This window comes from Akkermansia massiliensis (genome assembly GCF_018847375.1).
GTDB lineage: Bacteria > Verrucomicrobiota > Verrucomicrobiia > Verrucomicrobiales > Akkermansiaceae > Akkermansia > Akkermansia massiliensis.
On record NZ_CP072036.1, the window covers coordinates 2,419,715 to 2,433,751 of the forward strand.

Below are 14,037 nucleotides of genomic sequence, written 5' to 3' on the forward strand. Positions count from 1 at the left end.
AAGGTGTCAGTTCTTGGCTTTGGCAGTTTGCTTGGCGGGCAGCAGGTTGGAGATCATGCGGCCCAGGGAGCAGAACCCCGTGTAGTAGAATCCCAGGAAGGGAATCATCAGGATGGGGGAAAGGTAATGGCCCTGGCGGATCATGATGATGATCAGGTTCAGGAAGAAGGTGCCGCAGGCGATTTCCAGGACGGGGATGACGACGGACTTGATGGCCCTGTACCCGTTGCGCTTGAGCTGGGAGACATGCTGCCTGTTTTCCTTCTGGTCCACCCCGTACTTGGGCGTGCGGACGAAGGCGGACTGATGGCCGAAGATGGCTTCCAGAACGGCCTTGGCGTTGTTGACCGCCATGCCCACGCTCAGCGTGAGGAGAAGCGGCAGGTAGGGCAGCTCCTTCCACCAGGATTTGGGGCGCACCACGATCTGGGCGCTCATGTAGAAGATGCAGACGGCCACGCTGGTCATGAAGAACAGGGCCACGTTCACGAACCACATGAAGACCGTTTCATTTTCCGGAATGCGCTGGGTGCAGATGGGGTACACCAGGAAGCAGAGCAGGGCCAGGAGCAGGTAGGAATAATTGCAGGTAAGGTGCGTGGTGGCCTCCACCTTGGCCTTGAGGGGAGCCTTGGAGCGCCAGATGTCCAGCAGGATTTTCTGGCAGACCTGGATGGAGCCCTTGGTCCAGCGGTGCTGCTGGGACTTGAACCCGTCCATGTCCACGGGGAGTTCCGCCGGGGTGACGACATCGTTCAGGTAAATGAAGCGCCAGCCCTTGAGCTGGACGCGGTAGGAAAGGTCCATGTCTTCCGTCAGGGTGTCATGGGACCAGCCGCCCGCATCCCCGATCACGCACTTGCGCCACATGCCGGCGGTGCCGTTGAAGGTGAAGAAACGCCCGGAGCGGTTGCGCGCCGTCTGCTCCATGGCGAAGTGGCCGTCCAGGTACATGCCCTGCACGCGGGTGAGAAGGTTGTATTCCCGGTTGATGTGGCCCCAGCGGGTCTGGACGAGGCCCACGCCTTCATCCGTGAAGAAATGGATGGTTTTTTGCAGAAGGTCCGGTTCCGGAACGAAATCGGCGTCCAGAATCAGCAGGAATTCGCCCTTGGCCACCTTGGTGGCCGCTTCCAGCGCGCCGGCCTTGAAGCCCGTGCGGTCCGTGCGGTGGATGCAGACGGCGTCAAAGCCGCGGGCCTTCAGTTCCTCCACCTTGCGGTAGCACTGTTCCGTGGTGTCGTCTGTGGAATCGTCCAGAATCTGGATTTCCAGCTTGTCCTGAGGATAATCCAGAGCGGCTACGGATTCCAGAAGGCGGTCCACGACGAACTTCTCATTGAACATGGGGAGCTGGACCGTAACGACGGGCAGTTCCTGGAAGCGGGACTTGGGCTGGGGCTTGTTGTTGCGGTTCTTCCAGTACAGGTAAACGATGCTCAGGCGGTGAAAGCCGTATCCGGCCAGGCCGACGAGAACCAGAAGATAGCACAGGAGCCAGATAAAATTGTAATTTAAAGACATGCGGGGCTTGCAAAGGGTGTTTGGTATCTTTTTGCGTCAGGCGCGGGGGATTTCCTTGACGTGACGCCCGTATAAGACACCATAGGGCGAGAGTCAAGACATATTCCGTTTTGCTTAACCTTTTTGAGTGTTGTTATGAAGAGATTGTATGTGCTGGCAGCGGCTGTATCCGTCACGGGGGGAATGGCGTTTGCCGCCGCGAAGGAAAACGCCCCGGAGAAGGAGGAAGCCGTGCTGGATGTGCAGACGCCGCCGCCCGGCAAGCAGGACAGGCAGGGCCAGCCGGCCATTCCGGAACGCCTGCTGGACGACTCCCACATGAATGAGGAGCTGGGCATCAACGAATTTACCGCGCCGTCCATCCGCAAGATTTTTGAAGACCTGGAAGGGCTGCCGGAAATTCCGGAGAACGTGGCGCTGCGCGCGCGTCCCGAACGCCCCCCCCATGGACCGCTGCTCCCTGGCTCTCCAGCTTGGCGGCATGATGGCGGACGGCTTTGTGATCGTGCAGTGCGGCAAGATGAACGAAGTGAAGCCCATTGCGCTGGACCTCTCCAGCTATGCGAAGGCCATCGGAGCCGGGGAACGGGTGAACCGCCATGCCGCCAGCCTGCTGAAAAATGCGGAAGACGGGGATTTGAGCAGTTTCAAGAATAATCTGGCCCTGATTCAGTCCGACGTGGAACAGGAGCTTGCCTCCCTGCGGGATTCCGACATGGCGAACCTGATTGGCCTGGGAGGATGGATACGCGCCCTGGATGCCGCTACCGCGGCGCTGGATAACAAGTTTGCGGAGGACAAGGCGAAGGTCATCTTCCAGCCGGACGTGCCGGAATACTTCCATTACATCCTGGACGGGGTGGAGCCGGAAATGAAGGAACGCCGGGACATTGCAAAAATCATGAACCTTCTGACGACCTTGCAGGAGCAGATGACGCTGGCTCCGGACGCCAAGCCCACCAAGGCGGGCGTGGAAGCCATCCGCAAGACGACGCTGGAGCTGATGAAGGCGGCCCTGGCTCCTGTGGAATCATAATTCCTCCCCGGCTCCCGTATGGTTCTCCCCCTCCTGACCACCCTGGAAGTGCGGCTCACGCCGCGCAGCCTGTATTCACGGGATGAAAAGCTGGAGCGGATGGTCCGTGACGACGGGCGCATTCCCGTGCCCTACAATGTGAGCATCCGCAATACGGGGGAAGGCGCCGTGCGCATCATCGGTAAAAAGTGGACCGTCCGTTCCCATGAAGACGGCACGCAGGTGATTGAAGGGGATGAACTGTTCGGTTCCCGTCCCCTGTTGTGCCAGGGGCAGATATTTGCGTTCAACGGCCTCCAGATGCTGCGCCTTCCTGCGCGCATCCAGTTAACTCTTCTTGTGCGTGACGAGGCCGGGATTCTTTATCATACGGACCCTGTCAGCCTTAAATGGTGAAATAAAAAAGCCCTGCATGAAATTGCAGGGCTTTTTTATAGCGATTAATGATGAGAGATCAGAGAGTAGGGAAAGAATGAGCGGACCAATGTCCGGAAGTTGAAATAATTAATCTCTATTCACTACTCTCTACTCACCGCCATCGGCTTAGCCTTCTTCGTCATCCCCGTGGTTGAGGATGAAGTTCAGGTCGTCAATGCCCAGGCTGGAGGTGAAGCCCTCGTCACCCAGCACGTTGGCGACGAGCTGGTTCTTCTGATGCTGGAGGATGCGGATTTTTTCTTCCACGGAGTCCTTCGTCAGCAGGCGGTAGGCAATCACCTTGTTCTTCTGGCCGATGCGGTGCGTACGGTCAATAGCCTGGCTTTCCACGGCCGGGTTCCACCACGGGTCATACAGGACCACGTAGGAGGCGGAAGTAAGGTTGAGGCCGGCGCCCCCCGCTTTCAGGGAGAGCAGGAAGACGGACGGGTCCTTGGTAGTCTGGAATTTTTCAATTTCCCCGCGGCGGTCCTTGGTCTGGCCGGTAAGGTAGTTAAGCGGCCTGTTTTCCGCTTCCAGCCGGTTCTTGATAATTTCCAGCATGGAGACGAACTGGGAGAAGACGAGCACCTTGTGCCCTTCCTCCCGGAGCTGGTCCAGCAGGTAGAACAGGGCGGTCATCTTGGCGCTGTCTTCCTTGGCGTACTTGGGGTCCACCAGGCCGGGGTGGCAGCAGATCTGGCGCAGGCGCATGAGGCCCTGCAGGATGGCGAAGCTGTTTTTCTTGACGGATTCGTCTGAATCCAGGCCGAGCAGGGCCTGCTGGATGCGGCGGAGTTCCGCCTTGTACAGCTGGCTCTGGATGCCTTCCATCTTGGCGTACACTTCTTCTTCCGTCCTGGGGGGCAGGTCCTTCGCCACCTGTGATTTGGTGCGGCGCAGCAGGAAGGGTTTCAGGCGCGCGGCCAGGCGGTTCTGGCTCTGCGGGTCCTTGCGCTTGTCAAAGCGCTTCTTGAAGTAGGAACGGGAACCGAGAACGCCGGGCATGGAGAAGGCCATGAGGGACCACATGTCCAGCAGGCGGTTTTCAATGGGCGTGCCGGAAAGGACCAGGCGGTTGTAGGAGACGATTTCACGGGCGGCCTTGGCCGCCTTGGAGTCCGGGTTCTTGATCTGCTGGCCTTCGTCCAGGATGACCGTGAGCCACTTGATCTGGTTCAGGGTTTCTCCGCAGACGCGGAGCTGGGCGTAGTTGACCACGACCATATCGTAATTCTTCCGGATGTCGTCCAGATTGGCCTGATCCTTGCTGCGGATGACGAGTACGCGCACGCCGGGAGCGAATTTCTCCGTTTCCCCGGCCCAGACATCCAGCACGGACTTGGGGCAGACGATGAGTACCGGAGGAACGGCGATTTTCTTCTTGGATTTGTTTTTGCGCGCGAATTCCTCACGCAGCCAGAGCACGTAAGTGATGGATTGGATGGTTTTGCCCAAACCCATGTCGTCCGCCAGAATGCCGCCGAAGCCGTTCGTGGCCAGATAGGCCAGGAAGTGGAAGCCGTCCACCTGGTACGGGCGCAGGGTGGCCTGGAGCTGGGAGGGGACGTCCGGCTTGACATCGATCTTGATTTCCGCGGTGCGGTCCTTGATGCGTTTCCAGGCCTTCGGGTCGAACACTTCCGCGGCCTTCGGGTCCGCCAGCTGCATGGCGTGCATGCGGTGGGTTTCCCCGGAGAGGTCGAAGGGGTCCAGGCCCAGGCGGGTGACGGCGTCGCGCTGGTCGTTGTCCAGCTTGATTTCCAGGCGCATCCAGCCTCCGTCGTCCATACGGACGTAGCCGCCTCTGGCGGCGACCAGGGCGCGGATTTGTTCCTTGGAAAGCTGGACGCCTTCCACGTCAATGACGATGCGGAGATCAAACCAGTCAATCTCCTGGTTAACTACTTCAAACCGCACGGCGGCGGCCACCGGGTCCGCCAGCAGCGTCTTGAGCTTGTCATCCATGTTGACGGTCAGCTCTTCCGGGAGCTGCTTGGCCCACTCCGCAAATTTTTCAGGGAACTGCCGGGTAACGCGGGCCTTGAAAGCGCCCACCTGGGGATCATAGGAGAAGCCCATTTCTTCCAGCAGGCCGGGAATGGGATAGAGGTGCTCCCGGATGAAGCGCAGCAGGGCCTTGTTTTTCATGGGCTCCTGGTGAGCGACGTCCCAGCCGTCCTTGCCGAGTTTTTCCGTGCGGTAGCCGGAAGCGTCCCTGGCGCTTACTTCACAGAGCACGTGCTCCGTTTCCGCGGAGGTGAGGCCGCGGACAATCTTCATGTCAAAGGTGCCGCGGAGGTCAATGTCCACCACGCGGTCCTCCATGCTGGGGGGAAGGGAAGCGCCGATCTTGCGCAGGAATTCCACCCCTTCAAGGCTGTCGATGACCTGCTTGGGAATGGAATAGCGGGGTTCCACTTCCGTGCTCTCCAGCCAGCGGGGGGGGCCCGGGAACACGGTTTCGTCAGACTGGTACAGCTCCTGCTGGCCGGGAAGCTGGCGGACGGAGTGGGAGACGTTGATGCCGGTGGACGTGGCGAGCTGGAGGGCGTAGCAGTCCGGCTCAATGGGGTCGTCCTGGCAAATCCACTTGAGCGGTTCGTCCACCACCTTGAAATAATTTTCATCCAGGTTCACCAGGTAGCCTTTCAGGGCGGGCTGGTGGAAAAGCTTGTTCATCAGGGCGCACGCGGCTTCCTGGTCCAGGTCCAGCGTCAGGGCGTCTTCCGCACGGGCGTAATCGGACAGGGATACAAGGAGGATTTCCGTCTGGGCATCCATGCGCACGGCAGCGCGTTCATGCAGGTTTTCCAGATGTTCCAAATCCTGCTTTTCCCGGACGGGAATCCAGTCCTGCTTCAGGGAATGGCGGTATTCGAAATGGCCCTCGTTGATGGTGGAAACGAGCCTCATGAACAGCTCTCCGCGGGGCGGCTGCGGGGGTCGTTCATTCACGGACTGGATGCGGTCATACCAAGTGCCTACTTCACGGGAACGCTCCCATTCGTGAATCTTGCGCTGAACTTTTTCCAGGTCCGTGATGGATTCCATGAATTCCGGGTAGGGCAGGCGCCTCTTGTTGAAGGCGTAGGCGATGTAATTCCAGAATTCAAGGATGTTCGTGGGAGGCACGGGCCACAGTTCCAGCGGGTCATAGCTGACGATTTCCCAGCGGGGATTCAGGCGCACCATGTCATGGTCATGGATTTCCTGCTCAATGGCGAAACGGCGGTAGCGCTTCTCCAGCTTGCTGACGTAATCCGCTTCCTTGTCATCCAGTTCGCGGCCCAGCTTCTCTTCCAGAATATCCAGCAGGGGAACGTCGTTAAGTTCGTTCGGGGACTCCGGAAGATCCTGGCCGCGGTACATGCGTTCCAGCATGGCGGCGTACATGGCCGCTCCGGCCAGATCCTCGTCTTCCGTGGAGCAAGCCCCGAACCACCTGTTGCCCTGGAGGCGGAGGTTCACGCGGTGTACGCCGTGCGCATCTTCCACACGGCCCTGAATATACAAATGATTGCCAAAGATTTGCGTAACCGCTCCGTCTTTCTGGAGCTTCTCGCCGCGCAGACGGATTTCTTCCGGAAAGGCATTGAGAAAGTTCAGGGTAGCCCTATCCGGGTTAAGTGCCATGCTCATAATATCAGACTGTCATATAAAAATTGGAAACAAGCGTTCCTTGTAAAGGGACGCTACAGGTCTATGCACTTTACTATGGCACAAAAGGCGGATTAGAGCAACTATTCTCTGAAAATAATTCCAACGGATGTTTGAAATAATGGTTATCTTATTGAAGGCAATAGCATTATATTCTCGGAACGGCGGCTGTTTTTTGAAGAAAAAGAACGTATTTTATTATGTTGGAAAGAACGGATGTCAGCCTTGCGTAATATGTGTTCTTGACACGTTCGCTATAAAAGGGTCTTTTATGCCTGAAATTTTATGTCCACTGCATCACTTCTACAGTTACTGGCGACTCAAGCCCGCTTGAGCGATGGCGAATTGGCCGAACGTCTTGACATGACTGAAGAAGCCGTTCGAGCCCAGCGGGAGCAGTGGGAAAAGGAAGGCGTGATTCTGGGCTACCAGGCGGTGGTAAATGAGGAATACGAACACGACAGCAGGGTAGCGGCCTTCATTGAAGTAAAAATGACGCCCGAACGCGATGGCGGCTTTGACCGCCTGGCGATGCGCATCTCCCGTTTTGACGAAGTCTCCTCCTGCTATCTGGCGAGCGGCGGCTTTGACCTGCTGGTGCTGGTGGAAGGAAAAAGCATGCGTGACATTGCCCGGTTTGTGGCGGAAAAACTGTCCACGCTGGAAGGGGTGCTGTCCACTTCCACGCACTTCCATCTGAAAACCTACAAGAAAAACGGCTGTGTGTTCGAGGCCCCCGCGCAGAATGAACGCCTGGCTGTTGCTCCGTAAGCCCCTGCCGACACGAAAGAAATCATCATGAACTGGCAGAACAAAATTGCGGAGCAGGTAAGCTCCATCCCCCGTTCCGGCATCCGGGAATTCTTTGACCTGGTCACGGGACGGACGGACATCATCTCCCTGGGCGTAGGGGAACCGGACTTCGTCACGCCGTGGAACATCCGCGAGGCGGCCATTTACTCCCTGGAAAAAGGGCACACCTCCTACACTTCCAACTACGGATTGGAATCCCTGCGCCGTTCCATTGTCAAATATGTGGAAGGCTTCTTCCATGTAAAATACGACCCCCTGCATGAAGTGCTGGTGACGGTGGGCGTCAGTGAAGCCATTGACCTGGCTCTGCGCGCCGTGCTGAATCCGGGGGACGAGGTGCTTTACCACGAACCCTGCTACGTCTCCTACGCACCCAGCGTGAACATGGCCTATGGCGTGGCTACCGCCGTGCCTACGAGCAAGCAGGATATGTTTGCCCTGAATCCGGCCGTGCTGGAAGCCTCCATTACGCCCCGGACCAAGGTGCTGATGCTCAACTTTCCCACCAATCCGACCGGAGCGGTGGCTCCTGTGGAAACGCTCAAGGAAATTGCCCGCCTCTGCATCAAGAACGACCTCATTGTGCTGACGGATGAAATTTACAGTGAACTGCGTTACGACGGCAAGCCGCATGTTTCCATCGCCACCCTGCCGGGCATGAAGGAACGCACGCTGCTGCTGCACGGCTTTTCCAAGGCATTTGCCATGACGGGCTTCCGCCTGGGTTATGCCTGCGGGCCGGAACCGCTCATCTCCGCCATGATGAAAATTCACCAGTACTCCATGCTCTGCGCGCCCATCACTTCCCAGGAGGCGGCTATTGAAGCACTGGAAAACGGAACCTCCGCCATGATGAAAATGCGGGAAAGCTACCGTCAGCGCCGGGACTTCCTGGTGAAGCGGTTCAATGAAATCGGCATGGACTGCCATTTGCCCGGCGGCGCATTCTACGCCTTCCCGGACATTTCCAAATTCGGCCTTTCCAGCAAGGAATTTGCCACGCGCCTGCTGATGGAAGAGCAGGTGGCCGCCGTGCCCGGTACCGCTTTCGGTGCAAGCGGGGAAGGCTTCCTGCGCTGCTGCTATGCGACTGCCTTTGACCAGATCAAGGAAGCCTGCAACCGCATGGAGCGTTTCGTGAAAACTCTTTCCTGACCCCTCCGCGTCCATGAACTCCGTCCCGGAGGCCTTGAAAACAAGGGCGTACGTAGCGCCGTTTGCGGTGTTCATGGGCTTTACCCTGCTGTGGCAGCTTGGCGGGCCGTTCCTGGAATGGAACCACCCCGCCGCCGCCTGGTGGAGAAGGGCGCCGGAGCAATGGCTGTACCCTGTGCAGGCCATCGTCTGCTTTGTCCTGCTCCTGTGGTGGAGAAAAGCCATTGACTGGGACTGGAAATGGAAACCCGCCGCATGGGGAATCCTCTTCGGCGTGCTGGGCATCCTGTGCTGGCTGGCCCCTACGATGGCGGCGGACCGTCTGCCGGGCGGTCCGGATGCATGGTTTGGCCACCCCTCCTGGCCATGGTACCGGTACCTGCTGGGAATTGACATGCGCCCGGAAGGCTTTGATCCCGGCGTCGTCTTTGCCCCGGATTCCTGGAGCTGGCTGGCGGCGCTGGTCCTGCGCTTCTTCCGTGCCGTGGTGGTGGTGGCGCTGGTGGAGGAACTCTTCTGGCGCGGTTATCTGATGCGCCTGATGGTGAACCTGGACCATCCCTGGAAAATCCCCTTCGGCACGCATAGCTGGAAAGCGTACTGGGTGACCACTCTCTGTTTCATGGCCGTGCACCAGCCTGTGGACTACTGCGGCGCCTTCATTTACGGTTCCTTGGCGTACCTTCTTGCCGTGTGGCAGAAAAACCTGTGCGCCGTCATCGTCATGCATGCGGTGGCGAATGCGCTGCTGGGATGGGCCGCGCTGGAATGGGGCAAATACGGACTGTGGTGAATCCGGCGTTTACAGAAAGGAACTTCTTGGGTACATAGGGCCGATGACTCCGGAAGAAGCGATAGAAATTTTGTGGGACTACCATCATGTGAAGCAGGAGCTGCGCCCGGCGGACCTCATCTTCATCCTTGGCAGCAATGACGTGCGGGTGGCGGAATATGCGGCGGAACTCTATGCGCGGAAGCTGGCCCCTCTTCTCCTGTTTTCCGGCGGGGTGGGGCGGTTCACCGGGGAATGGGCCGTGCCGGAAGCGGAACTCTTTGCTGAGGCGGCCATGAAAAAGGGAGTGCCGGAAGACCGTATCCTCATTGAAAATAAATCTACCAACACCGGGGAAAACGTCCGCTTTTCCCGTACAATCCTGAAAAAGGCCGGCATCCCGGACCCTGCCAGCCTCATTGCCCTGCAAAAACCGTACATGGAGCGGCGTACGCTGGCTACGCTCCAGGCCCAGTGGCCGGAAGCGCAGGTGGCGGTCAGCTCCCCTCCCGTCACTTTCCGGGAATACTTGACCCCGGAACTGCCGCGGGAGCTGGTTGTCTCCGCCATGGTGGGGGACTTCCAGCGGATACTGGAATACCCCAGGCGCGGTTTTTCCACGGAACAACCTGTGACTCCGGAGGCGATGGAAGCCTTCCGCACGCTGGTGGAAGCTGGATATGACTCCCAGCTGCTCAAGGATGTGCCTCTCCCCTGGAATTCTTGAGAAGACACGCTTTTTGCTTTCACTGGCCGCTGATTGCGGTCATCAATACAACCCGCATAGCCAACCCAATTATAGATATTATCATGGCAGACAGAACCAATACAGATCCCGCCCGAATGGAGAAAATCGTGAGCCTCTGCAAAAGGCGGGGTTTCATCTTCCAGGCAGCTGAAATATATGGCGGTCTGAATGGTTGCTGGGACTACGGTCCCATGGGGGTGGAACTCAAGCGCAACCTCAAGGAATACTGGTGGCGCAAAAACGTGCAGGAGCGCGACGATGTGGTCGGCATGGACGGTTCCATCCTGACGCATAACTCCGTACTGGTGGCATCCGGCCATGTGGGCGGATTCTCCGACCCGATGTGCGACTGCCTGCTGACCAAGGAACGCCTGCGCGCCGACCAGGTGCCGGCCCAGAGCGGCATGGGATTTTTCTACACCGGAGCCGCTAAAAAGGACGGCTCCTGGAGCATGGAAAAGGAATACTCCGTGCTGGTGGACTCAGAAAAACAGGCGGACAAGGCCCGCAAGACTGCGGCCCAGTACTATGCCCAGCTGGCTGGCAAGGACGTCTCCCACAAGGAAATGGAACTGAAAGGCGAGCGCATGGAGGCCATAACGGACTCCACCATGTACAACCCCGCCAATGGTTCCCTGCTGACGGAAGCCCGTGAATTCAACCTCATGTTCAAGACGACCATCGGAGCCACCTCCGATGAAAACGATCCCAATGCCACTGGCTGGCTGCGCCCGGAAACGGCCCAGTCCATCTTCTGCCAATACAAGAACATCCTGGACAGCTCCCGCGTGAAGCTCCCCTTCGGGATCGCCCAGATCGGCAAATCCTTCCGCAACGAAATCAACCCGCGCAACTTCACCTTCCGTTCCCGCGAATTCGAACAAATGGAAATCGAATACTTCTGCCGGCCGGAAGACGGTCTGCGCCTGGTGGATGAATGGCTGGAACACCGCCTCTGCTTCTATGACGAAGTGGGCGTGCCGCGCGAACACATCCATATTCTGGACGTTCCGGACGGCGAACGAGCCTTCTACTCCAAGAAAACCTATGACCTGGAATACGAATTCCCGTTTGGCATCCAGGAACTGGAAGGCATTGCCTACCGCACGGACTATGACCTGAGCTGTCACCAGAAAGGTTCCGGACGCCCGTTGGAATACTTTGACGAAGAAACGCGGGAAAAATTCATTCCCCATGTGGTGGAACCCTCCGCCGGGTGTGACCGCACCATTCTGGCCATCATCTGTGAAGCTTATGATGAAGAAGAACTGGTGGATGACAAAGGCAAGAAAGACGTCCGTACCGTGCTCCGCTTTGTGCCCCGGATGGCTCCCATCAAGGCCGCTATTTTCCCGCTGCTCAAGAAAAACGAGGAACAGGTGCGCATCGCCCGGGAAATTGAAAAAACGCTCCAGCCGTGGATGCCCGTATTCTATGATGAAACGGGAGCCGTCGGCCGCCGCTACCGCCGCCAGGATGAAGTGGGTACACCTTTCTGTATCACGGTGGACTTTGAAACCCTTGGGGAAAACGATGCCTCCCTCAAGGACACGGTAACTATTCGCCACCGCGACTCCATGGAACAGGAACGCGTCGCCATCAAGGACCTGTTGCACTGGCTCATTGCCCGTGTGCGTTAACGGCGCCTTTGACAGCCGCCGATGCCGGAAAACACTTCAAGGCCACTCCATTAATATGGAGCGGCCTTTTGATTTCAAAATGGCTGTGGAGAAAAAGTTGCTGGACGATGGACCCTTGACCATCTAGCATCAAAAACAGGTTGGTGAACCAGATGGGAATCAGCAATTCCAAAATGAATTGCTGAACCGATAAACTGTTTGCGCCAACCTCAAGCTCACAGAAATTCCCCGGGAGATCGGCGATTTCTGTAAGTCCTTGAAATCAGTAGATTGACATTCTTTCCAATAAAATATAAGGGGGTAAGGAATATGCATCTTGAAAGAGGTTGGCGCAAAGGGCTGTTTGTACCACTAACTTTCAATGCATATTCCCTTCCGCCGTCGCACCCTCACGGGTGCGTGGATTGAAACGTTAGTTTTCCTCTGCTCTGAAAGTTGCTTGGCCGGTCGCACCCTCACGGGTGCGTGGATTGAAACCTCCAACGGCGTCCAACTGGTGCATGTCATCCAGGTCGCACCCTCACGGGTGCGTGGATTGAAACTTTCAGTGCCATATTTTTAGTTTAGTTTAGTTTGGTCGCACCCTCACGGGTGCGTGGATTGAAACTCGCAGTACATTAACAATATGTCCCGCTCCGCAGGTCGCACCCTCACGGGTGCGTGGATTGAAACTACGCTTTCCCCGGTATCGACGCCGATATAACAGGTCGCACCCTCACGGGTGCGTGGATTGAAACTGGAAGCCGGAGCGCGGTATCGTCAAACCAGCTTGTCGCACCCTCACGGGTGCGTGGATTGAAACGCCAGGTCCTCCTTACTCTCGATTTTGACGCGGGTCGCACCCTCACGGGTGCGTGGATTGAAACGATGTGCGGACAGTCCTCGTATTTGACCCGGATTGTCGCACCCTCACGGGTGCGTGGATTGAAACGCCAGGTCCTCCTTACTCTCGATTTTGACGCGGGTCGCACCCTCACGGGTGCGTGGATTGAAACGATGTGCGGACAGTCCTCGTATTTGACCCGGATTGTCGCACCCTCACGGGTGCGTGGATTGAAACCTGTAGAACTGGTTAGAACTGGTAAGAAAAACTTGTCGCACCCTCACGGGTGCGTGGATTGAAACGGCAATAATGTGCCTGCTTGTTTGTGTGCTCTAAGTCGCACCCTCACGGGTGCGTGGATTGAAACCAGAAGAGCAGCAGGCCTTTGCCGCAGCCGAAAGGTCGCACCCTCACGGGTGCGTGGATTGAAACCAGTTTTTGGCCTGCTCCCTGGCGACAGTCCGCAGTCGCACCCTCACGGGTGCGTGGATTGAAACGATGGTGTTGCCCGTCACCTTGGTGTTCTTCCGCGTCGCACCCTCACGGGTGCGTGGATTGAAACTTTGTTGAGCGGGTTTCACGATCCTGTGTTGGCCGTCGCACCTGTAACGTCGCAGCGCATCGTAGAAAAATTATCAAGCATCGTGGAAAAACGCCCTTGAACGTCTGCCCGCTGCATCCCCATTGCAACCTGGTTGCACCTCCCTTGAAAACGGCTTGAACTGGCCTCCCTACTCCCCGATCACGTCCCTGGCGGCCAACTCGTCAAATACGCGAATGAATTCTGCTGCGTCCATCTGCTGCCGGGGCATGTGAAGAGTGCCCAGCGTCACCACGTCCAGCCGGTCATATTTGGCTACTGCCGGCATCGTTGGCCAGCGGTAGGCCGCCCAGCGCCCCTCCGGCCGTGATGCCGCCCAGGGCCGCTCTATATGAAGCGGAACCCCTGCGGCCATGGCCAGGCGTCCCGTTGCTATATCCTCCGGATCGTCACCCCCAATGGGCAGCCGGTCCAGAACTGCAAGCATCCGGCGCAACGCGGACCCCGTGAACCCATAGCACAGGCCGCACATGATCCGTCCGTCGCAGCAGCTGCCGAACCCTTCCGCACCCGCCGCTAGCATCCGGCGCACAGGTCCGTCAGAACGCAATGCCGTGTCGGCATCCAGCTTGATGGCTACATCGTCATCGGCTGTGCCGTCCAGCAACGTCGCCAGGATGCCACGCACACAGGAACTGCCGTTGAGGTTGCCGCGCCGTGGAAAATCCGTCTGCACATACCTGGCACCCAGGGCTTGCATTTGGGAGGCCACCTCTGCCGTGACCGGATCGTGTCCATCATCGGCCACCGTTACAGCGGCATCCGGCAAACGCCGGCGCACGCAACGCAATGCCGCCAGAGATAGCGCCGCATCACGATTGAAAGTTAAAATGGTAGTTCTGATCATC

At 57.8% G+C, this 14,037-nt stretch carries 10 protein-coding genes and 1 CRISPR repeat array; of the genes, 7 read left to right on the forward strand and 3 right to left on the reverse strand.

Annotated features, from left to right (window positions below):
* Positions 1-6: 6 nt before the first annotated feature.
* Positions 7-1,524 (reverse strand): cellulose synthase family protein, encoded by a 1,518-nt coding sequence (locus J5W70_RS10050; protein WP_022398060.1) that lies wholly within the window; start codon positions 1,522-1,524, stop codon positions 7-9.
* Between the two features lie 373 nt (positions 1,525-1,897).
* Here J5W70_RS10050 and J5W70_RS10055 point away from each other — a divergent pair, with 373 nt between their 5' ends.
* Positions 1,898-2,560 (forward strand): hypothetical protein, encoded by a 663-nt coding sequence (locus J5W70_RS10055; protein WP_215841916.1) that lies wholly within the window; start codon positions 1,898-1,900, stop codon positions 2,558-2,560.
* 18 nt (positions 2,561-2,578) lie between these two features.
* A complete protein-coding gene (locus tag J5W70_RS10060) occupies positions 2,579-2,956 on the forward strand; it encodes an ApaG domain-containing protein (RefSeq protein ID WP_022398058.1) in 378 nt (125 codons plus the stop codon).
* Between the two features lie 147 nt (positions 2,957-3,103).
* Here the strand turns inward: J5W70_RS10060 and J5W70_RS10065 are convergent, their stop codons facing one another.
* Positions 3,104-6,619, reverse strand: a complete 3,516-nt coding sequence (locus tag J5W70_RS10065) for a DEAD/DEAH box helicase (RefSeq protein ID WP_022398057.1) — start codon at positions 6,617-6,619, stop codon at positions 3,104-3,106.
* Between the two features lie 303 nt (positions 6,620-6,922).
* Here J5W70_RS10065 and J5W70_RS10070 point away from each other — a divergent pair, with 303 nt between their 5' ends.
* The 5 genes from J5W70_RS10070 to J5W70_RS10090 all read left to right on the forward strand — a co-directional run bounded on the left by J5W70_RS10070 (position 6,923) and on the right by J5W70_RS10090 (position 11,765).
* A complete protein-coding gene (locus J5W70_RS10070; RefSeq protein ID WP_022398056.1) occupies positions 6,923-7,408 on the forward strand; it encodes an Lrp/AsnC family transcriptional regulator in 486 nt (161 codons plus the stop codon).
* A gap of 27 nt (positions 7,409-7,435) precedes the next feature.
* Positions 7,436-8,605 carry an aminotransferase class I/II-fold pyridoxal phosphate-dependent enzyme gene (locus J5W70_RS10075; RefSeq protein ID WP_022398055.1) on the forward strand — a complete coding sequence of 390 codons (1,170 nt, stop codon included), beginning with the start codon at positions 7,436-7,438 and terminating at the stop codon, positions 8,603-8,605.
* A gap of 13 nt (positions 8,606-8,618) precedes the next feature.
* Positions 8,619-9,398 (forward strand): CPBP family glutamic-type intramembrane protease, encoded by a 780-nt coding sequence (locus J5W70_RS10080; RefSeq protein WP_022398054.1) that lies wholly within the window; start codon positions 8,619-8,621, stop codon positions 9,396-9,398.
* A gap of 43 nt (positions 9,399-9,441) precedes the next feature.
* Positions 9,442-10,104, forward strand: coding sequence for a YdcF family protein (locus J5W70_RS10085; RefSeq protein ID WP_022398053.1), 663 nt, complete (start codon positions 9,442-9,444; stop codon positions 10,102-10,104).
* A gap of 83 nt (positions 10,105-10,187) precedes the next feature.
* Positions 10,188-11,765, forward strand: a complete 1,578-nt coding sequence (locus tag J5W70_RS10090; protein ID WP_022398052.1) for a glycine--tRNA ligase — start codon at positions 10,188-10,190, stop codon at positions 11,763-11,765.
* Between the two features lie 380 nt (positions 11,766-12,145).
* Positions 12,146-13,150: a CRISPR direct-repeat array (repeat unit 31 nt; unit sequence GTCGCACCCTCACGGGTGCGTGGATTGAAAC).
* 169 nt (positions 13,151-13,319) lie between these two features.
* Here the strand turns inward: J5W70_RS10090 and J5W70_RS10095 are convergent.
* Positions 13,320-14,036, reverse strand: a complete 717-nt coding sequence (locus J5W70_RS10095) for a glycosyltransferase family protein (protein ID WP_022398051.1) — start codon at positions 14,034-14,036, stop codon at positions 13,320-13,322.
* Position 14,037: the final 1 nt, after the last annotated feature.